Source organism: Arthrobacter sp. AD-310, from assembly GCF_054656615.1.
Map to the genome: position 1 here is coordinate 45551 of NZ_BAAHNO010000033.1, position 19149 is coordinate 64699.

Sequence of the window (19149 nt, forward strand, 5' to 3'; positions counted from 1 at the left end):
TCGTGACAGGAGGTGAAGCTGGTGCTGCAGTCACGAGGCCATGTATTTCAATTGCACACGACACACGGCACAGGTGGGCATTTTGTCACTCCTTCTTGCTTCTGCTGCCAAAAATCCCAGCTGCAATTCTCGCTCTTGCTTGTGTGAGAGCTGCGCCACACGATTCCTGCATGGCTTCACTTACCGTCTCCGGCCGTGTGGCGGAGGTTCTCAGCAGCTACGTCAGCGACGTCTTCGGCGTGATGGGCAACGGCAACGTCCACTTCCTGGACGCCGCGGAGAAGCAGGGCCTGCGCTTCACCGCCGTCCGGCATGAGGGCGCCGCGATCGCCGCGGCCGACGCCTACTACCGGGCGTCGGGACGGCTCGCCGCGGGCACCACCACCTACGGCCCGGGCTACACCAACGCGCTCACCGCCCTCGCCGAGGCGGTCCAGGCGCAGATCCCGGTGGTGCTCGTCACCGGCGACGCGCCCACCAGCGGTGCCCGGCCGTGGGACGTGGACCAAGCGGCCATCGCCGCAGGCCTCGGCGCGGCCACCTACACCGTCACCCGGGACGCCGCGGGCGCCGTCACCCGGCAGGCGGTGGAGTACGCACTCACCCGGCGCACCGCCGTCGTGCTTGCCATCCCCTACGACCTCGCCGCGCTCGAGGCTGCGGACGAGGACCTTCCTGAGCCCACAGCACCTCAGGTGACGGACGACGTCGACGGCGACCTTGGGCAGGTCGCCCGCCTGCTCGCCGTGGCAAAGCGGCCGCTGATCCTGGCCGGCCGGGGTGCGCACCTCGCCGGAGCCGGGCCGGAGCTGCGCGAACTCGCCGACCGGCTCGGCGCACTGACCGCCGGAACCGCCCTCGCGCTCAACCTCCTCAATGGCGAGGGGTACCTGGGCGTGGCCGGCGGTTTCGGCACCGACACCGCCGCCGGGCTCATGGGCGAGGCCGACGTGGTCCTGGTGGCCGGGGCGAGCCTGAGCCCGTTCACCATGCGGTTCGGGCACCTGCTCGGCCCGGACAGCATCCTGATCCAGATCGACACCGCCCTGCAGCCGACTCATCCGCGCGTGGATCTGTTTGTACAGGCGGACGCGAAGGCCGCTGCTTCGCGGCTCCTGTCCTTGCTGGACGGTGAGGCTCCTGCGGCGGGCTGGCGTGCGGAAGCTTCCCGGCGGCTGGCGGAAGGACCGGGCCAGGCTGCCGGTTCTTCAGAGACTCTTGATGGTCGGCTGGACCCGCGCGCACTGGCAGTCGCGCTGGATGCCGTGCTGCCGGAGCGCCGCACCGTGGTGCAGGACGGCGGGCACTTCATCGGCTGGGCGCCCATGTACTGGAACATCCCGCGACCACAGGACCTGGTGATGGTGGGGACCGCCTTCCAGTCCATCGGTCTGGGCCTGGCCAGCGCCGTCGGGGCGGCCCGTGCGGTGGAGGACAACCGCACCCTGGTGCTGGCCTCCGGCGACGGCGGATTCCTTATGGGCCTGTCCGACCTCGAATCACTGATTGCGGCTGCCCGCAGTGCGATCGTTGTCATCTACAACGACGCCGCGTACGGGGCCGAGATTCACCAGTACGGTTCTCAGGGCCTAACCGAAAAGCCGATGCTGATCCCCGAGGTGAACTTCAGTGGCGTCGCCCGTGCGCTCGGTGCCGAGTCGGCGATCATCCGATCCCTGGACGACCTCTCCACATTGCAGGACTGGATCGACGCCGGCGCCAAGGGCACTTTCGTGGCCGACTGCCGGATCACGTCCACCGTCCGCGCGCCGTGGCTGACCGAGTGGATGAAGGCGTCCCAGGCTGCGCAGGCGGCCATCGCTGGCTAGCGACCGGATGTTACGCTGGCGAAAATTCCCATCATCCGCTCCTACCACGACGACGCGGCAAGGATCCGCGCTGGGGGGAATGTTGTGCCACAGGTGCCCTGGCCACGGAAGCCCCGGCGCTGTATCGTGCCAGGGCGTCCGTTTCATGGGTCGACGCTTAGGTCCTTATTCCTGCACTCCAGGTAACGCAGCGGTGGAGTCCGGCAGTACGTCGGGTGGAGTTTGCAAGTAAAGCACGCGAAGGCCGCCGTATAAGTGCAACTTTCCTCATTGGCGTGGCTTCCAGCAGTGCCACCTCTACAACCGGGCGCTAAACATAGCTTTCCTGTCGGGATTTATCACTGACCAACCATCTAGCTTCTCTGCCCAGTGGTCAGCCTCATTGATATCGGACTGGTATTTTCCGCCACTGATAATGTAACTGGACTTTGCCAATTCCGTGGGAGTGAACGTTATGAGCCAGTTGTTCCCAACCGCGGATGCCGTTCCCATGTATTCGGCAACGGCCTCTTCAAATCCTTCCTCGTTGTCAGCTACGTAGATGGCGTAGTTCGTGATGCCTTTGCAGTCAGTAAATCGGACTGAGATGTCCTTCGCAATTTTCTTGTCAGTGCTCGCTGAACACTTTCCGTCGTAGAGATCGTTTACTGCAGCCGTGATCTTGTTGAAGGTTCCAGTCTGGTCGACAACCGGCTTGTCGTCAGGGGAAGGTGACGATCCGGCTTGGGTAGCCGCTTCCGATGAGGCGCAGCCAGAGGCAAACACAAGTAGTAACGGTACTGCGAAGAGCCCAGCATTGAGTTTCATAGTCCTATCGTCGCTGGTGGGTCATAACTAACCGGAAGTCACGGCCTGTGTTGAGCTTTTCTTGACGCGAACTTGAGGAGCACGGCAACACTACGCAAACTTCAGCAGATCACCTGAGGCGCACTTTTCGATAAGCTACTAACGCTCCGGTTCAAGAAATCAACTTGCTGAAGTTGCGACGTAATGACGACAGCACGGAAGCAGAGCCGGCCGAACACCGTCAACCGCGGCATTTTGTGGCATCTCACGGACACGTGAGTTTGGCACAAACAACTTATAGTTTCGTTATGAACTTTCCGGGGACAACCGGGAACGTTATGGCCACACCAACTACCAATGAATTTGGGGACATGAAGCACTTCATCTCTGCCCTCGTGGCAGCAACGCTTATCACTAGCCTCACAGCTTGCAGCGAAGGGTCTACGGAAACTGCCCCGTCCAGTGCATCCGCTTCAGCAACAGCGACTGCAACCCGCACTGCCCAAGCCGTTCCAGATGTGGCCGGGAAGACCTTCCCCGAAGCCCAGAAAGCCCTCATTGACAAAGGCTTCTCGGTATCCATTATCGGCAAGGACGGCGCGAAGTGGACCGCCGGGGTGGACGGCACCGTCAAGGCCATCTCTACAGTTCCGGCCGCCGGGGAACTCACGACGGCCACCGACGTCACGGTAACGGTCAGCATGACCCCGGCCGAGTACAGAGCTGCCAGTGAAGCGAAGGCAGCTGCAGCGAAGGCTGCAGCTGAAGCGGCAGCTAGAGAGGCCGCAAAGCCAAAGGTCACAGGTCTGGCCGCAACCCTTCCCAAGCAGTTCCCAGGCTATCCGCTCATCGTCCACGGCTCCAGCATTGACTACCGTGTTGCAAACTGGTTCGAGGGCAAATTGGTAAACGATCAGGTCGTCGCTCTGATCCCCGGGGTCTACACCCCGTACAACCCCAATGTCCCGGACCTTCTTTCGTACTACGAAGACGGCGGAGACGGCGATACCGCTATGCGAAGGCAGTACATGCCAAACACCGGAGGCGCAAGCTGGCCCGGCGTGCTACCTGGTCCAGAAGAACCGAAATAGGATTTGCACCCCCTGCCTGATGATAGAGAAACCGCCGCCCCAGCTAGGGCGGCGGTTCCTTTTCCGCTGGACCCCAGCGCTTAGCATTAAACTTTGCAAAGCAAAGGAAGAGCTCTCAAGCGTTCATTCGTGGATCAGGCTCTTTGCAGCGCATCATTCTATTGCTGTTGCTCTCTACAACCGCCGCTGTCGGAACATCGGGAATGACTCCCGCACCCGCTCCACGGTCTCCAGCGAAACCTCCACCACCTGCACCCCAGCAGCCAGCCCAAGGTCGGCCTCAATCATCCCCATCCGGTCCACCAGCACGCTCCGGCCCACTGACACCGGCGGCGCCTGGCACACCCCCGCCACGTAAACGCTGTTCTCGATCGCCCGTGCCGCGTTCAAAGCCAACCACTGCTCCGTCTTGTGCTCCCCCGGCACCCAGGACGAGCAGACCAGCAGGATCTGCGCGCCGGCGTCGGCCAGTGACCTGGCCGGCTCCGGGACTCCCGGCCCGGCTCGTCCGATGTTTCCACGCCCGCCACCAGCGCGATGCGGTGGCGGCGGGCGATGGCGGCGAGCTCCCGGCAGATGGCCCGTCCAGCGGCTCGGCCACCGCCGGGAAGGTGGCGTCCACCTTCTTCTTCTCGTAGGTGGCGTACTCTGGGAAGGCGACCAGCGCGGCGCCGTCGCGGGCTGCTTCGGCGGCGAAGCGGTCGATCGCGGCGAGGTTGGCCGGGATGTCGATGCCCGACTCCAGCTGCCCCAGCGCTATCTTCACAAGTGTTCCTTCCCTCGGCCCAACGGGCGGCACAAGACTAACCAAAACTCAGGCGGCCGCCTCGACCGTCGCCTTCTCCGTGGCCGTCATCTTTGACGGGGCCGCCTTGAAGCCGCGGGTGATCAGGGCCAGGACCACGATGCCCAGCACCAGCCAGGACACCCCCAGCGTAAGGGCCGCCCGGAAACTTCATGGGATATGGTTCCGAACCTGGCCATGCCAGCGCTTTAAACTGCTTGTGAACGATGTGGTCTAACCTTCGTAAAACAGCACATATGCCTCAAACAGCAGGGCCTGCTTGCTGGGGTCTCTTGGGTCTGGGATGAGCGTAGTCACGAACTGAACGCTGTCGAACTGTCGGCGGGTTCGGAAGAACGTGTTGTCGGGGCTCATCCCGCTAATGAAGGACTGGACATCCTCATGAGCCGGCTTCGGCTTGGCTATACGCTCTATCTTCAACGTTCTGGCTGGCATGGCCTATTCTCCCTGTAGGTCGACGCCCCAGCCGCTACGGTTGGCCCCAATGGTACGTCAGACCAAAGCTCCTAGGCGCATCTGCTGAAGTACTCAACCAACAGCTCCGGGATGTGCCTCCGCTGTCTTGGACACACCTCTTACGCTTCTGTTCAGAGATCGGAACTTGCGGCATTACGACCGCACCTGGTGCTGGCCTCTGGCGACGGCGGTTTCCTGATGGGCCTGCCCGACCTCGAAACGCTGACCGGCGCCGCCAGCAGCGCGATCGTGGTGATCTACAACGACGCCGCCTACGGGGCCGAGATCCACCAGTACGGCTCGCAGGGCCTGACCGAGAAGCCGATGCTGATTCCGGAAGTGCACTTCAGCGGTGTGGCGCGTGCTTTGGGTGCTGAGTCCGCTGTTATCCGGTCCCTCGATGACCTTTCCGCAATGCAGGAGTGGATCGATGCCGGCGCGAAGGGAACCTTCGTGGCCGACTGCCGCATCACGTCTACCGTGCGCGCGCCGCGGCTGACCGAGTGGATGAAGGCATCCCAGGCGGCGAAGGCGGCGGTAGCGGGGTAAGTAAATCCATCTAGAAGGTATACGCCGACGTCACCCTTGGGGCGTTATTCACCTTGGTCCGGCGGGCGGGCGCCGTCGACGAACGCTGCCTAAGATCCGGCGGATGTCTCGGCACCGGAGCGGACGCCGTCACTGACGTCGGAACGTGCGGATCCATCTCGTAGCCGGAGAAGTGCGGTATGCCGCGCGGCTACCAGCTCATCACTGACCCTCGTCTTGGGTCGTCTGACGGCCTCGGCGTTCATCACACAGATACGTGTTCTGAAGTTTGGACTATCGCCTGATCGTGCGCCGAAGCGTCATGGGCACGACTGGAAACCCAACGAACCCCGAAAACACTCCCTGACGGCCCGCGACCACTGAACCAGATAGGACTGAATCATCCAGAGCAGATGCAGCTTGATGCATCGTGTGGATGGATTGTAACTTTTCTTCGATGAAGCCTCTGGTAGTTACTTGTGTGAAAAAGTGACGCTATTTCCACCGAGTCCATCAATGCGGACTTTGAAGGTAGGTTCAGAAGCGTCGTTGAAATTCCAGCCACTTCTCATAGTTGAGCTTTGTCCTGGTTCAAGTTTTGCATCCCAGTAAGCTTCCACTATGTCATCCTGAACGGAACGGACATCAGAGTCGCCATCCATAGCGCTGTTGGCGACTAACTCGACGTCACTACGCCCCAAGACGACCCGTTCGGACAAATTCTTGATGGTGACATCGAAGTAAAGGTTGTCAACACCTTTCTCCTGTGTACCTCCAAGGGTCGTGCTAGCGAAGTCTGCGTCTTTCCCAGGCTCGAATTCTTGAGGTTCTTGCACCGTGATCTCAAGCAAAATCTTATCCCCACTACGTCGAGAATCTTCATATATCGCAGTTTGCCCATATAAGCATTTGCCGAAGTTCTCATCGATGTTGCAAGTGCTGTCTTCAATTTTGGCTTGCGGTTCACCCAAAATTTGATCACCTTCTACCGGAGTTTGATCAGGTGATGATGCTGAAGGAGGTGACGGCACGGAAGACGGCGAAGATACTGAAGATGGTGAAGATGATGAAGAGGCACATCCGGAAACGACTAGAATTGTCGCCAGAACTAGTGGGAGCTTATTCATACAGGGCAATTCTCCTAGACGAGATTTCAGTGCAAGTTGTGTCTTCGATTCTGGTTAGAAAGTCCTGACAATTGTAGCCTGCGATGTCTCAAGGCATTACAGGCAACGCGCTCCTGTCACCGATGTCTTGAGAGATAACAGAGACGTGGGGGAACTCCGCGGGCGCGATGCCATCACCGCCTACCTCTTCGCCTACTGGAAAGCCATGAACGACGTCCGGTACGAACATGTGGCAAGGTACGAAGCTGGGACGTGGCGATCTATGAGGGAATTGTGGTGGGAACCAACACCGGGCCACTGCACCTGCCGTCCGGCGAAGCCCTGCCGGCCACCCCTGCCAGGGCTTTTCGCTCAAGGGGTGGCCCTCCTGACAGGGATCAGCGGGCCAACAGGGGGCGACGGCTTGAGCACTAAGGCGTCAGCGTCTCCTCAAGAGGTGGATGGAGTCCCAAGAGTACCCGAGCAGGGGTTGGTTGGCATGGCGGGACAAGCAGTACTCACGAACGGTCGGCTGAACCGATGCGTTGACAGTCGAGTCATCTACGAGAAAGCGTTCCGCAGAGTCCGGATAGTGGGTCAGGACCGTCCCGCTGAGCGGGACACGCTGCGCGTCGTTTACAAGAGAGGGGCGTCCGGCCGGACGCGGAGTCTGCTGTTATCCGTTCCCTGGATGACCTCTCCGCACTACAGTGCTGGACCGACGCTAGTGCCCAGGGGACCTTCGTGGCGGACTGCCGCATCACCTCCACTGTCCGTGCGCCGTGGCTGACCGAGTGGATGAAAGCGTCCCAGGCTGCGAAAGCTGCGGTTGCCGGTTGATCACCAGTCATGGCAGTAGCCCAAACCATGTCTCCCCACTAGATTTAGGGCGTCATTCGGGACGAACCCAAATATCGTAGGAGCCAGCATGCCAGGCAGGAAGGCACCGGGAAGCATTTGGCAAAATACCCTACTAAAGGTAGGTACACGGAAGTTGCCGATCCCACCCCGCGAGGTGCCCGCTGAGCCCGGCGTGTATGTCTGGTTTCGGGAGGGGCAGCCTGTCTATGTCGGCAAAGCGTCAGGCAGCTATGGACTACGAGGCAGGCTAAAGTCCCACTTCGATCAGGGCACCGACTTTAGCCGCAGTACTTTCAGGGCAAACATCGCTGCTGCCCAGCTGCGTATCCCCCGATCTGTTGTGCGTCAGCGCCCAAGCGTCATGACTCAGGCGCAAGCCGTGGCGGTCAACGATTGGCTAGCCGGATGTGAGGTGGGATGGATTGTCTGCGCTAGCGCCGGAGAAGCTCACAGCCTGGAGGATGCACTTCGCGCCGAATGGTTGCCACCGCTAAATCTCGTTTGAGGATGTTGACGACTGGATGGAAAGACCTCTTCCACCGCGATGGGCAGACAGCAAAGGGGCTCCCAAAAGGGAGCCCCTTCCGTTTGGAGCGTTAACCCAGATTCTGAACCGCGTACTCCGCTTCCTCCGGAGTGAACTTCTCGCCGAATTCCGACGTCAGCTGCTGTCGGATACCTTCCGGGGACATTGACATAGTCTCCTGGTAGCTCTTGGCCTTCGCCAGGGCATTGGCGTTGTAGTCTGCCACGAGGTTATCGACCGCATACTGAGCTGCTTCAGGCGAGAACTTCTCGCCATATTCCGATGTGAGCTGCTGGTAAATGCCGGCCTTGCTCATGTGCATCGTCTTGGAGTAAGACTCCGCCTTCTTCAGCGCAGATTTGTACTCGGTGGGGACTGCAGGGGCCGCCGCTTCTGCGGGGGCGGCTGGGGGCGCCGCTTCTGCCGGGGCCGCAGCGACCGGCGTCGCTGCCGGCGCCTCCGTAGAAGGAGCCACAGTAGCTGTAGAACTTCCCTTGCCTGCGCTCGAAATCCCCGCAATGATCATTATCGCGACAATGATCAGGGGGAGAAGGAAACGCTTCTTTTTGAACCAAGGGCGGGATGCCTTTCGGTAAGCCTTCTCGGCTGCCGCTTGGGCTTTTCCATGACGCTGCGCGTCTTGCAATGTTGCGTTATCTGTCACTGCAGATCCTATCTACCTGGTCGGCCAATTTCTCCGGGTGGCTGGTCTGCCTGCGTTGATACTCAGATAGAGCCTGCGTAAAACAGATAACTGCTTTGTCCCCCCGGATAAATCTAGTCATTGGGCGATCGGCAACAAAGCTCGCGATAGCACCTTCAACCAAAACTTGGCAATTACTCAGACAATCTTGATCAAGTCTTGATTCAGGTTGCCTTACCGCCCTTTTATGACCTGGCGAGCCCGCCCAACCGGTGCGTGGCCGTCCGTCCCCATCCCGTAGTTTCAGTGTGACCGGTGCCAAAACTAGACCGACAAGCAACGGAGAGATCGAGGCCAGCACGGCAGAGGCTTCACACATCGCCTCCTCATCCGGGCCAGCACTAAAGGTAAGACCAATGTGTTTCCGCCAGAAACAGAAAAATTAGGAACCCACGCTTGGACTCTTCCATGTATTCTTTGGAAGTTATCCGTCCTACCATTGAGGCTTCTTTGGAATTCAAGCAATCAGCCGGTATTTTCGCGACCGGCTTTGTCCTTTCACTAATCGGCTATGGTCTGGGTACTATCTTTGCGATCGTATCTGCGTCTACGGCCTCGTCGTACTACAGTAGCGACTCTTCTGTTGCGACTGGCATATTGGCGTTCATTTGTTTTTTGGTTGCCTTGGCCGGATCTATCATGACCGTTGTCGGCCTGTACCGGGCTTTGGTCAAAATTGACGCCTTGCCCCTCCATGCACCCGCGGCGCCTATAGCGCCGTCGGTAAGTGCCGAGCCTTCCTCGGTTGCGCCCTACTCGAGCCCGCAGACGCCGACGCATCTGATCTACAGTGAGCAGCGCACTGAACACCAGCCGCCCGTCCAGTAGCTGAACAGGGCTGTGACGGCGTCCGTGCTGCGAAGACGGTCGGTTGCGTTCGCCGCTGCGGCGAACGGCCGCAGTAATCCAGCAAACGTCTGGAATAAGTCCGGACGGCTGCAATCCCCGCTGCTACACTCTGCTCATGATCGGGCTTCCCTTCGCGGGAGACGGGCTGGTGCACGCCGGCTTATTGGGGCTGGGGATCTTTGCAGCCCTCCTGTTCTACGCCTATGAAAAGCGCCGGCGCGGCCTGTCGGATCCACGGTTGTGGCCCATTGCAGGTTTTGCGATTGCCTTCGGAGCCATCGGGTCAAGGGTCCTCACATGGGATTTTTCGCGGCAGGTCTCCCTCGCGGAGTGGTGGGGCAACGGTGACCGCAGCATCCTCGCCGGCCTGGTTGGGGCATGGCTGGGCGTCCATCTGGGTAAACGCCTGACCGGTTACCGCAAATCCACCGGGGACCTGCTTGCACCTGCGGTCGCCCTGGCGCTCGTTATCGGGCGCATCGGCTGTCTCCTTACTGAACTGCCTGGCACCCCAACTGGGGGCGCCTGGGGGATATCGCTCACGCCGGAGGAGGCTGCGATGTTGGGTGGAGTCCCGGGGGTAGGGCTCCACCCTTCCTTTGCCTACGAGATTGTTTTCCACGCGGTGGCATTCGCGGTGATGTGGCGGTACCGGGACCGCCTCCCCCACCCCGGCGACCTCTTCATCTGCTACGTCACGTCCTACGCCCTGTTCCGCTTCGGCGTCGAATTCGTCCGCGGGAACGAGGTGCTGTGGCTGGGGATGAGCCGTCCCCAGTGGTTCCTTTTGGCGATTCTCCCCCTGCTGTTCTGGCGGATGCTGCGGGTCTTCGGGGAACCTCTCCGCCCGAAGGTGGAAGGACGGGCGGCATGAACGAGGGCAACAGACCGAACCAAGAAGAAGAGCAGCCTGAACCAGCACTCGGCCCCATGGGGTACGGAATCCTGCTCGGGACTATTGCCCTGTATGCCATCTACGTCGGGATACCGATTGCTTTCAGTGGTCCCGCTTCTATGCCGTTCCTGACAGGCCCGTCCGCTTTCATTCCCATCGGCCTTTACCTGGTGGTGGCCATTGTGCTGGCTGTCCGGTCCCGCACGTCCCGGTGGGGTGCCGGACTGCTGATCGGCCTGGGAATCTTTACCCTGCTCGGCGGCGGAATCTGCGTCGGAAGCCTCGCCTCGTACACGGGTGGCCGGATTTGAATCCCTGGAAGGAGCAGCAACATGAGCGATGACAACGCGGAGCCACGGAAAGAGGACCCGGCCCCTTATCCCGGCGGCGGCATCCCCATGCTGCTCGGAATCCTGGTAGGAGCTACTGCCCTCTATGCCCTCTACTTCGGGACAACCAGTGGCATCGCTCCGGACCAGGGGTACAAGACCCCCCTCGCCGGGCCTGCAGTCTTTATCCCCATCGGCGTGTACCTGGCGATAGCCGGTGCTCTTGCAGTCTGGAAGCGCACCTCCCGGCTGGGTGCAGGGCTGCTCATTGGCCTGGGAGTCTTCACCCTGCTCGGCGGCGGGGTCTGCGTCATTTCCCTCTCCCAGATGAGCGGCCGGATATGAACCCGTCACCGTTTTCGTCCGGGCGGACACTGCCCGGCCCCGGCCAGCCGCTCCGTGGTGACCGCATCCACCGGTACGTCACCGCCTTCTGTCCCTACTGCCACGAGACGAACCCTCCGCTCGCGCAGGTGCGGCGCCTCTCCGGCGTCCTGCTGGTCCGCGACGATGGGGTCTGGCTCGAACGCGGCTGCCCGGACCACGGCCTCGTCCGCACCCTGTACGACGAGTCGGCCGAAATCCTGCGCTACCTCGAAAAATGGCAGGCGCCCACTAAGCAGCACATCCCGGACCAGGCCGGCAATTACCGTCAGATACCGGAGGCCTACGCCTACGGGCTGCCCGCGATGCAGACGCAGCACACGTGCCTGCTGCTGCAGGACGTCATCGAACACTGCAACCTCCGCTGCCCCACGTGCTTCACCGCGTCCGGCCCCCAGCTGCAGGGCGTCGCGCCGCTCAGCGAGGTGCTGGAAAACATCGACACCCGGCTGGCCCGCGAAAACTGGCGCCTGGACGTGCTGATGCTCTCCGGCGGCGAACCGACGCTCTATCCCTACCTGGCCGAACTCCTGGATGAACTCGTTGCCCGGCCGATCGTCCGGATCATGGTCAACAGCAACGGCATGCTCATCGCCACCGACGACGAACTCCTCCAACTGCTCGCCAGGCACCGGGACCGGGTGGAGGTGTACCTCCAATACGACGGCCCGTCAAAGGAGGCATCCATCCACCACCGGGGCGGAGACCTCACCCGCTTCAAGGACATGGCCATCGCCCGCCTGTCCGAGGCAGGCGTCTTCACCACCCTGACCATGACGGCAACCCTCGGCGTCAACGACGGTGACGTCGGCGCCGTCGTCATGAGAGCTTTGGAAACCCCGTTCATCGGCGGGGTCGCGCTGCAGCCGGTGTTCGGTTCAGGCCGCGGCCACGGCATCGACCCCACCAACAGGCTCACCCACACCGGCGTGCTGGAACGGCTCGAGGAGCAAACCGGCGGGGTGGTGTCCTGGCACGACCTCACCGCACTCCCCTGCTCGCATCCGCACTGCGCGTCCGTGGGCTACATGCTGAAGGACGACTCAGGAACATGGCGTTCCCTGACAGCCCTCATCGGGCACGATCAGCTGCTCGCCTGGCTGGAACTCAACCCGGACAGCATCGCCAACCGCATCGCCGACAGCCAGATCCCGCTCGAACTGCGCAACCTCATGAAGACCTCCCTGCTGGACCTGCTCAGCGAGCAGGCCTCGCTGTCCCACCCGCGGACCATGGACCTCTGGAAGAACATCTGCACCCAGTGTGACCTCGGCATCGGCACACTCACCACCCTCGCCGCCGGCAAGCTCCCAGGACAGCAGCAGCGGCTGCGCCGGCTCCTCGCCGAACGCGTCACCCGCATCATGGTCAAGCCCTTCATGGACATCTCCACCATGATCGAGGAACGGCTCACCCAGTGCTGCGTCCACGTGGGCACAAAGAGCGACGCCGGCGATCACCAGTGCGCCCCGTTCTGCGCCGTCCAGGCCTGGCCCGCCCTCGCCAGGCAACGCATGAGCACGGCGACGGGCCGGACCCTTCTCCCGGTCCGCCAGGTCTGAATCAGCAATAAGGGGGAATGATGACTTCCGGCTTTGACGCCCGGCGGGTCGCCGCCGGGCCACCGCCGTCGGAGCTCGTGCGCTCCAAGCGCGCGGCCCGGCACGGACACGCGCCTGACCCTGAAACCGATCCGCAGGCCCCGCCGCCCTTCGACCCGCTGCGGCTCTGCATCTTCGCAACCGTTGCCCTGCTCGGCTGGGCAGCCGGTCCCGTGGCGCTGGCCGTGTTCGCCGCCGTCGGATTCGTGGGCTATTGGAAAGCACGACGGCGGGGCCTGAGGAGGTCGAAGTGCTTCCTCCGCGACACGCGGCTGGTCCTGGCCTACCTGGGCGTCCTGCTTGCGGCCGGGTTATGGGGCATCTACTCGCTGGCCGCCCAGCTATTCGGTTCCTGAAACCGCTTGCCACCGGCTGTTGAGCCGGTCGAGGACCTCTGACGGAGCGTCGGCACCAGCACCGGCGTGTTCTTCTTGTAGGCCTCGTAGTCCGGCTGGCCGCCCCATTTCTGGTCGGCCTTCTTCTCCAGCGGCGGGATGCCGCTGCCCTTGACCAGCAGGAACGCCACGAACACCGGCGAGAGCAGGGCCACCCACTGCCACCCCTCAAGCACCGGCACGGCGACCAGGAGCACACCAATCCACAGCACGATCTCGCCGAAGTAGTTCGGGTGCCGGGACTTCGACCACAGGCCGGTGGAAATGAACCTGCCCTTGTTGGCCGGGTCCGCCTTGAACCGGCTCTTCTGGCCGTCCGCAACCACCTCGATGCCAAAGCCGGCGGCCCACACCACAACACCGGCGAGCGCCCACCCGTCAAGCCCCACACGGGTGGCGGACGTGATCGCGATCCAGGCGGCGGCCGCGGTGAGGACTACCCAGAGGCCTTGCAGCGTCCACGTATTCAGGAACCGGAAGAACGAGGGCTTGAGCTCGTCGAACCGGTCGTCCTTGCCGTGCTTCATGACGCGGCGGAACAGGAAGGCGCCCAGCCGCGCAGCCCACACCACCACCATGGCTGCCAGCAGCAGCCCCCGCGGGTCAACGCCGGGAGTCAGCACGACCAGCAGGACGGTGATGGAGATATAGGTCAGGGCGCCGGTGAGGTCGTAGTACTTCTCGGTCTGCGCCTTGAAGGCGGGGATGAAGGCCAGCCACTGGATGAGGAACGCAGCCGCCACCCCGAGGGCGAACAGCGGGAACCCGGCCACAGTGGCACCGCCCTGGCTTCCCGCGACGGCGACCAGCAGCCCCACCGCCACAGCCACCACCAGGATGATCAGTGCCTTACAGTCCGCAGCCTTCATCAGGACATTCCTTTCGACCCAACCACTGGCGGCGCAGTCCCCGCCCTACCCAGTCTTCGGAACGGCGACCCACGCGTATTGCCCGACATCGTCCGGTCGCCGTTTGCCCGCAAGGACACCTCGGCAGGGAAGCCGGCCCGCCGCCGTCGTACTCCGCGGCCAGTGGCTATCATCAGTACCGTGCTGTCCCACTACGACCCGCTGCCGCACCTCCCGCGCCGTGTAGCCGTGGCCGGCGTGTCCGGTGCCGGGAAAACCACGCTTGCGGGACGGATCGCCGAGGTTATCGCGGCACCGCACATCGAGATTGACGCCCTGTACCACGGCCCGGGCTGGGTGCCACGGGAATCGTTCCTCGATGACGTTCGCTCGATGGTTGACGGCGACACTTGGACGACGGAGTGGCAGTACAGGGCCGCGCGTCCCATTCTCCTGGAGCACGCCGACCTCATCGTGTGGCTCGACCTGCCGTTCTGGACCTCGACGCTGCCACGCCTGCTGCGCCGGACGATACGGCGCCGGCTTCGGCGCGAAGTCCTGTGGAACGGCAACGTTGAACCGCAGTTCCACACATTTTTCACCGACCCGGAGCATATCGTCCGCTGGGCGTTCTCAACCCGTCATAAGTACCGGACCCGGATTCCAGAACTCTCACGAACAGCGCCCCACCTGCCCATTGTGCGGCTGCGCTCCCAGCGCGAGGTGGAGCGGTGGCTTGAAGTGGTGCTTGCAGGTGCCCGCGACGGATCCACGGATCCTTTCCCTTAGGCTTGTCGGATATGCGCTGGCCAAGCTTTGGCCGGTGCGAATATCTGGAACCAACTTGGGGGGGGAAGTTGTGAAGGTAGGACTGGGACTCACAGGAATTGCTGCTGCCATAGCGCTGGCGGGTTGCGGGAGCGGAGGGACGTCCACGCCCACCGCCGCACCCGCAGCGGCGGCTGCGGTGGACCAACCCACAACCGTGGGCGGGTACGAGGGCTGGTGGAATGCGACCCCGCTGTCCGGTGACGCCTCCGGCCTCCCGCAGGAGACGGTGGCCGTCAACGTTCGGACCGGCCAGGTTGTGGACGCCTTCAACCGGGCACTGAACGACGCCGGCAAGGTCACCCATATCTCGGATGTGGACTACACCGTTGTCCCTGATCCTGCCTGGCCCGCAGATTCTGTTGTCATCATCGATACGGCGACCGGCGAAGTCATCGAGAGCTTCCCCGTGAACCAGAACGGCGAACCCATCTTTGACGCGACCGGCAACGCAAACCGCGAGCGGCCTCACGGCGGCCAACCGTAGGAGGGCCGTGTGCCGAAGCCTGGTCAGGACGCGCGGCGGAACTCCCCCGGACGGACCTGGACGACGAACGGCAGCGGCAGCTGCATCGGCTTGTCGCCGATGGGCCGGTCGAGCAGCTCGTTGATGGAGCTCTGCCCTTCCAGCTCGCCGTTCTGCTTCATGTCCACACACCGACTTTAAGGGCCCGACGGCGGGACCGCCTTCCGTGACACGGGCTGACCGGGTCACGGGCCGGCTGTCCGGTACATCACCTTTCACTAGGGTCCGGAATAGCGAAGCATGCCTGTGCGATTGTGAAAGGCATGAAGGCAATCACTTACAGCTCATACGGAAACCCCGACGTCCTCGAATTCGGCGATCAGCCAATGCCGAAAGTCGGGCCGGGAATGGTCCTGGTCAAAGTCAAGGCAGCCGCGGTGAACCCGGTGGACTGGAAGATCATGGCCGGGTACCTGGATGCTGTCATGGACCTGCAGTTCCCCGCCATCCCCGGTTGGGACGTGGCAGGGGTGGTGGAGTCGGTGGGAATCGACGCCCGGCAGTTCCAGGCCGGCGACGAGGTCATCGCGTACGGCCGCAAGGACTACGTCCACGGCGGAAGCTTCGCCGAGTACGTCGCCCTGCCGGAACGGCTCCTGGCCCGGAAACCTGCCTCCCTCGGCTGGAACGAAGCGGCCGGCCTGCCGCTGGCCGGCCTGACCGCCTACCAGGTCCTGAACCGGCTGGGCCTGAAGTCCGGCGAAACCGTCCTGATCCACGGCGGTTCCGGCGGCGTGGGCTCCCTGGGCATCCAGATCGCCGTCGCCCGTGGCGCGAATGTCATCGCCACGGCCTCGGAGAGGAACCACGAGTTCCTCCGCTCCCTCGGAGCCGAACCGGTTGCCTACGGTGACGGGCTCGCGGAGCGGGTGCGCAAGCTGCGTCCTGAGGGCGTGGACGTCGTTGCCGACTTCGTGGGCGGAAACCTGGAGGCAACCCTGGCCGTGCTGGCCGACGGAGGCCGTCACGCCTCGATCGCCGACAGCGAAGCCGAGAAGCATGGCGGCGAATGGATGTGGGTCAAGCCGGTGGGAGCCGACCTGCAGGAACTCGCCGACCTGGCCGACAGCGGGAAGCTCAGCGTGGAAGTTGCCGAGGTCTTTCCGCTGGAAAAGGCCGCTGATGCCTTCCGGTCCAACATGGAAGGACACACCCGCGGCAAGATCGTGGTTTCCGTGGACCAGGAGTCCTAGCCCGGAAGCCTGGTACCCGCGAGCGGATGGCAAGGACCGCCGGGATGGGCCATGATCGGAGCATGTCCCGCTCCGGTAAGCCCCGCACCTGGTGGGTCCCGCCCTCCCTCCGCGGGTACCAGGCCGGGTGGCTGCGGCACGACGTGGTCGCCGGTGCCGCGCTCTTCGCGGTCCTGGTCCCCGCGGGCATGGCCTATGCCCAGGCTGCAGGCCTCCCGCCGGTCACCGGCCTCTACGCCACAGTGGTCCCCCTGATCATCTATGCAGTCGTGGGGCCGTCGCGCGTGCTGGTGCTGGGTCCGGACTCGGCGCTCGCCCCGATGATCGTGGCCGCCCTGCTCCCCCTGGCCGCGGCCAGTGAACAACGGTCCGTGGCCCTGGCCGGCCTGTTGGCCATCCTGATTGGCGCCATCATGCTGGCCGGCTCGGCGCTGCGGCTCGGAGTCGTCACGGGGCTGCTGTCCAAGCCCATCCGGCTGGGCTATCTCAACGGCATCGCGCTGCTGGTGGTGGCCTCCCAGCTCCCCGTCCTGCTCGGCATCCCAGCCGACGGCGAGACGCCCTGGGACAAGCTTCTGGCCGCGGCGCCGAAGGTCCTCGCCGGCGAAACCAACACGGCGGCGCTGCTGCTGGGGCTGGCGTCGCTGGCACTCATCTTCGTGCCGCGGTGGCTGAAGTGGCAGGTCCCCGGCGTGCTGATCGCCGTCGTCGTCTCCTGCCTCGCCGTGGCCGCGCTGGGATTGCACGACGACGTCAAGGTCACCGGCGCTCTCCCCCAGGGCCTGCCGGCGCCGGCCCTCGGCGGCATCGGCTGGGGCGACGTCGTGGCCCTGCTGCCCGCGGCCGCGGGCATCGCCCTGATCGTCTTCGTGGACACCGGCACCCTGTCCCAGTCCCTTGCCGCGGCCCGGAACGGCAAGGTGTCCGGCAACCACGAGATGGCGGCCCTCGGCGCGGCCAACGCAGCCAGCGGCCTCTTCGGCGGCTTCCCCGTCTCGGCCAGTACCTCCCGCACCCCGGTGGCGATCGAATCGGGTTCGAAATCCCAGCTCACCGGTGTGGTGGGCGCGGTCCTGGTGCTCGGCTTCATGCTCGTGGCGCCCGGCGTCACCGAGTTCCTGCCGTCCGCCACGCTGGCCGCCATCGTCATCGCCGCCGCCGCAGGCATTGCCGACCCCGCCGGTGTGCGCCGGCTGGTCAGCATGAGCCGCAGCGAATCGCTGGTGATGCTGGCTGCGTTCCTCGGGGTCATCATCCTCGGCGTGCTGCCGGGGATCGTCGTCGCCGTGGGCCTGGCCATCCTGGACTTCCTGCGCCGGGCCTGGGATCCCTACCGTGCCGAACTTGTGGACGTGCCCGGCGTCCCCGGCTACCACGACGTCAGCCGCCACCCTGACGGCGAACGCGTCCCCGGCCTGCTGATCCTGCGTTTCGACGCGCCGCTGTTCTTCGGCAACGGTGCGCTGCTGGGGTCCTTCGTGCGCGACAAACTGGAGGAGGCCCCGCCCGGGACCGAACGCGTGGTGCTCGCAGCGGAGCCCGTCACCGGGATCGACACCACCGCCCTGGACGAGCTGGTCCAGCTCGACGAATGGCTGGACCGGCACGGCGTGGACCTGGTGTTCGCGGAGATGAAGGGCCCGGTCAAGGACAGGCTGCTGCGGTACGGCATGGGCGCCCGCTTCACGCCCGAACACTTCTACCCCACCGTCAGCCAGGCGGTGCGGTCGTTCCAGCGGGAGGACCGGGAGGCGTGGCCGGGATGAGCCGGTAGGCGAAGCGGCCCTCGGGTCCGAAGACGGGGCTCATGGTGATGTCTGCGCCTTGCCCGGGCAGGGTGATCGGCGTCGTGATGGGTTCCCCGCACTGGATCTGGACCGGGGCGAGGACTTCGACGCCGGCGGCCGTGGCCAGGGACACCTCGGCCCAGGGCGCTTCGGAACAGACGAACTGGAAGTCGTACCGGCCGGGGCCCACCATGAGGGTGTCGCCGGTAGTGGTGTTCGAGCTGCGGCTCCCGAAAACTTCCCCCTGGATGCGCGGCTTCAACTGGGCCGCGGACCAGTCCGAAAACTCCTCCAGCTCGGAAAGCTCGGCGTCCGTCGTGCTGGTCTCGAACGGGCGCGGTTCCGGCGTTGCCGCCGCTGCCGGGGACGGCGGCGGTGCTTCTTCCGGACCGGTGTACTCGCACCCGGCGAGCGCCAAGGCCAGCAAAACCACAACAGCCAGCGCGCCGTGACGCGGTGTCGGCATTCCCCCAAGAGCAGACATGGTTCGAGTCTAGGGCCTGCGCCGTGGTTTGGGGCCGGGTCCGGAACGGGCTTTAAACGGCGGATGCCGCGGGCACCCCTGGAAGGTGTTCGCGGCATCAGCGTTAAGCCCTGGTGCGGCTGGCTTACTTGTCGCAGCCGATGCCGTCGCCGTCACGGTCCAGATGCTTGCCGTAGCCCGGAGTGCCGGCGTAAATCGGTGCGGCCCCCGCGGCGCGGGCAGCGGTGCAGTTCGCGTAGTAAACGTTGGCCGGTGCCGCCGGCACAGCAGGGACAGCCGGCACAGCGGGAGCCACCGGCGCGGCCGGCGCGGGGACGGGAACCGCCTGGCGTGCAGCGG

General features: G+C 63.8%; 22 protein-coding genes and 1 pseudogene. 14 read left to right on the forward strand and 9 right to left on the reverse strand.

Going from position 1 to position 19149, the window contains the following annotated elements:
- Nucleotides 1-170: 170 nt before the first annotated feature.
- Nucleotides 171-1829: a thiamine pyrophosphate-binding protein gene (locus ACYQ1Z_RS17800; protein ID WP_459793876.1), complete on the forward strand. Its 1659-nt coding sequence runs from the start codon at nt 171-173 to the stop codon at nt 1827-1829.
- Between the two features lie 297 nt (nt 1830-2126).
- Here the strand turns inward: ACYQ1Z_RS17800 and ACYQ1Z_RS17805 are convergent, their stop codons facing one another.
- Nucleotides 2127-2636: a hypothetical protein gene (locus ACYQ1Z_RS17805; protein ID WP_459793877.1), complete on the reverse strand. Its 510-nt coding sequence runs from the start codon at nt 2634-2636 to the stop codon at nt 2127-2129.
- Nucleotides 2637-2986: 350 nt separating this feature from the next.
- Between ACYQ1Z_RS17805 and ACYQ1Z_RS17810 the strand changes: the two genes are divergently transcribed.
- Nucleotides 2987-3706: a PASTA domain-containing protein gene (locus tag ACYQ1Z_RS17810; protein WP_459793878.1), complete on the forward strand. Its 720-nt coding sequence runs from the start codon at nt 2987-2989 to the stop codon at nt 3704-3706.
- A gap of 174 nt (nt 3707-3880) precedes the next feature.
- On the opposite strand, the gene ACYQ1Z_RS17815 is transcribed toward ACYQ1Z_RS17810, so the two are convergent.
- Together ACYQ1Z_RS17815 and ACYQ1Z_RS17820 are read right to left on the reverse strand one after the other, a co-directional pair.
- On the reverse strand, nt 3881-4282 hold the full coding sequence (locus ACYQ1Z_RS17815; protein ID WP_459793931.1) for a nitrilase-related carbon-nitrogen hydrolase: 402 nt from the start codon (nt 4280-4282) through the stop codon (nt 3881-3883).
- Nucleotides 4283-4340: 58 nt separating this feature from the next.
- Nucleotides 4341-4505 (reverse strand): annotated as a pseudogene (locus tag ACYQ1Z_RS17820) (nitrilase-related carbon-nitrogen hydrolase); the annotation flags it as partial.
- 630 nt (nt 4506-5135) lie between these two features.
- On the opposite strand from ACYQ1Z_RS17820, the gene ACYQ1Z_RS17825 reads away from it, so the two are divergent.
- Nucleotides 5136-5516, forward strand: a complete 381-nt coding sequence (locus tag ACYQ1Z_RS17825; protein WP_459793879.1) for a thiamine pyrophosphate-dependent enzyme — start codon at nt 5136-5138, stop codon at nt 5514-5516.
- 452 nt (nt 5517-5968) lie between these two features.
- Here ACYQ1Z_RS17825 and ACYQ1Z_RS17830 read toward each other — a convergent pair whose 3' ends face one another.
- Nucleotides 5969-6622, reverse strand: a complete 654-nt coding sequence (locus ACYQ1Z_RS17830) for a hypothetical protein (RefSeq protein WP_459793880.1) — start codon at nt 6620-6622, stop codon at nt 5969-5971.
- Nucleotides 6623-7529: 907 nt separating this feature from the next.
- Here ACYQ1Z_RS17830 and ACYQ1Z_RS17835 point away from each other — a divergent pair.
- Nucleotides 7530-7967: a GIY-YIG nuclease family protein gene (locus ACYQ1Z_RS17835; RefSeq protein WP_459793881.1), complete on the forward strand. Its 438-nt coding sequence runs from the start codon at nt 7530-7532 to the stop codon at nt 7965-7967.
- Between the two features lie 91 nt (nt 7968-8058).
- Here ACYQ1Z_RS17835 and ACYQ1Z_RS17840 read toward each other — a convergent pair whose 3' ends face one another.
- Complete coding sequence (locus tag ACYQ1Z_RS17840; RefSeq protein ID WP_459793882.1) at nt 8059-8652, reverse strand: Ltp family lipoprotein; 594 nt, start codon at nt 8650-8652, stop codon at nt 8059-8061.
- 435 nt (nt 8653-9087) lie between these two features.
- Between ACYQ1Z_RS17840 and ACYQ1Z_RS17845 the strand changes: the two genes are divergently transcribed.
- From ACYQ1Z_RS17845 to ACYQ1Z_RS17870, 6 genes are all read left to right on the forward strand, one after another.
- On the forward strand, nt 9088-9519 hold the full coding sequence (locus ACYQ1Z_RS17845) for a hypothetical protein (protein WP_459793883.1): 432 nt from the start codon (nt 9088-9090) through the stop codon (nt 9517-9519).
- Between the two features lie 136 nt (nt 9520-9655).
- Nucleotides 9656-10414 carry a prolipoprotein diacylglyceryl transferase gene (locus ACYQ1Z_RS17850; protein WP_459793884.1) on the forward strand — a complete coding sequence of 253 codons (759 nt, stop codon included), beginning with the start codon at nt 9656-9658 and terminating at the stop codon, nt 10412-10414.
- On the forward strand, nt 10411-10746 hold the full coding sequence (locus ACYQ1Z_RS17855) for a hypothetical protein (RefSeq protein ID WP_459793885.1): 336 nt from the start codon (nt 10411-10413) through the stop codon (nt 10744-10746). Before ACYQ1Z_RS17850 ends, ACYQ1Z_RS17855 begins: the two co-directional genes overlap by 4 nt.
- A gap of 21 nt (nt 10747-10767) precedes the next feature.
- Nucleotides 10768-11109, forward strand: a complete 342-nt coding sequence (locus tag ACYQ1Z_RS17860; RefSeq protein WP_459793886.1) for a hypothetical protein — start codon at nt 10768-10770, stop codon at nt 11107-11109.
- Nucleotides 11106-12710 (forward strand): radical SAM protein, encoded by a 1605-nt coding sequence (locus ACYQ1Z_RS17865; protein WP_459793887.1) that lies wholly within the window; start codon nt 11106-11108, stop codon nt 12708-12710. The genes ACYQ1Z_RS17860 and ACYQ1Z_RS17865 overlap by 4 nt, the downstream gene beginning before the upstream one ends.
- Nucleotides 12711-12730: 20 nt before the next feature.
- Nucleotides 12731-13105 (forward strand): hypothetical protein, encoded by a 375-nt coding sequence (locus ACYQ1Z_RS17870; protein WP_459793888.1) that lies wholly within the window; start codon nt 12731-12733, stop codon nt 13103-13105.
- On the opposite strand, the gene ACYQ1Z_RS17875 is transcribed toward ACYQ1Z_RS17870, so the two are convergent.
- Nucleotides 13072-14013, reverse strand: coding sequence for a DUF1295 domain-containing protein (locus tag ACYQ1Z_RS17875; protein WP_459793889.1), 942 nt, complete (start codon nt 14011-14013; stop codon nt 13072-13074). The genes ACYQ1Z_RS17870 and ACYQ1Z_RS17875 overlap by 34 nt on opposite strands.
- 162 nt (nt 14014-14175) lie before the next feature.
- On the opposite strand from ACYQ1Z_RS17875, the gene ACYQ1Z_RS17880 reads away from it, so the two are divergent.
- A complete protein-coding gene (locus ACYQ1Z_RS17880) occupies nt 14176-14781 on the forward strand; it encodes a P-loop NTPase family protein (protein WP_459793890.1) in 606 nt (201 codons plus the stop codon).
- Nucleotides 14782-14959: 178 nt separating this feature from the next.
- Nucleotides 14960-15307, forward strand: a complete 348-nt coding sequence (locus ACYQ1Z_RS17885) for a hypothetical protein (protein ID WP_459793891.1) — start codon at nt 14960-14962, stop codon at nt 15305-15307.
- Between the two features lie 23 nt (nt 15308-15330).
- Here ACYQ1Z_RS17885 and ACYQ1Z_RS17890 read toward each other — a convergent pair whose 3' ends face one another.
- Nucleotides 15331-15474, reverse strand: coding sequence for a hypothetical protein (locus ACYQ1Z_RS17890; RefSeq protein ID WP_459793892.1), 144 nt, complete (start codon nt 15472-15474; stop codon nt 15331-15333).
- A 135-nt stretch (nt 15475-15609) separates the two neighbouring features.
- Between ACYQ1Z_RS17890 and ACYQ1Z_RS17895 the strand changes: the two genes are divergently transcribed.
- Nucleotides 15610-16539, forward strand: coding sequence for an NADP-dependent oxidoreductase (locus ACYQ1Z_RS17895; RefSeq protein WP_459793893.1), 930 nt, complete (start codon nt 15610-15612; stop codon nt 16537-16539).
- A 62-nt stretch (nt 16540-16601) separates the two neighbouring features.
- Nucleotides 16602-18305: a SulP family inorganic anion transporter gene (locus ACYQ1Z_RS17900; RefSeq protein ID WP_459793894.1), complete on the forward strand. Its 1704-nt coding sequence runs from the start codon at nt 16602-16604 to the stop codon at nt 18303-18305.
- Here ACYQ1Z_RS17900 and ACYQ1Z_RS17905 read toward each other — a convergent pair.
- Nucleotides 18250-18810: a hypothetical protein gene (locus ACYQ1Z_RS17905; protein WP_459793895.1), complete on the reverse strand. Its 561-nt coding sequence runs from the start codon at nt 18808-18810 to the stop codon at nt 18250-18252. The two genes, ACYQ1Z_RS17900 and ACYQ1Z_RS17905, sit on opposite strands and share 56 nt — an antisense overlap.
- Nucleotides 18811-18934: 124 nt before the next feature.
- A partial coding sequence (locus ACYQ1Z_RS17910) for an excalibur calcium-binding domain-containing protein (protein WP_459793896.1) occupies nt 18935-19149 on the reverse strand: 215 nt, incomplete at its 5' end.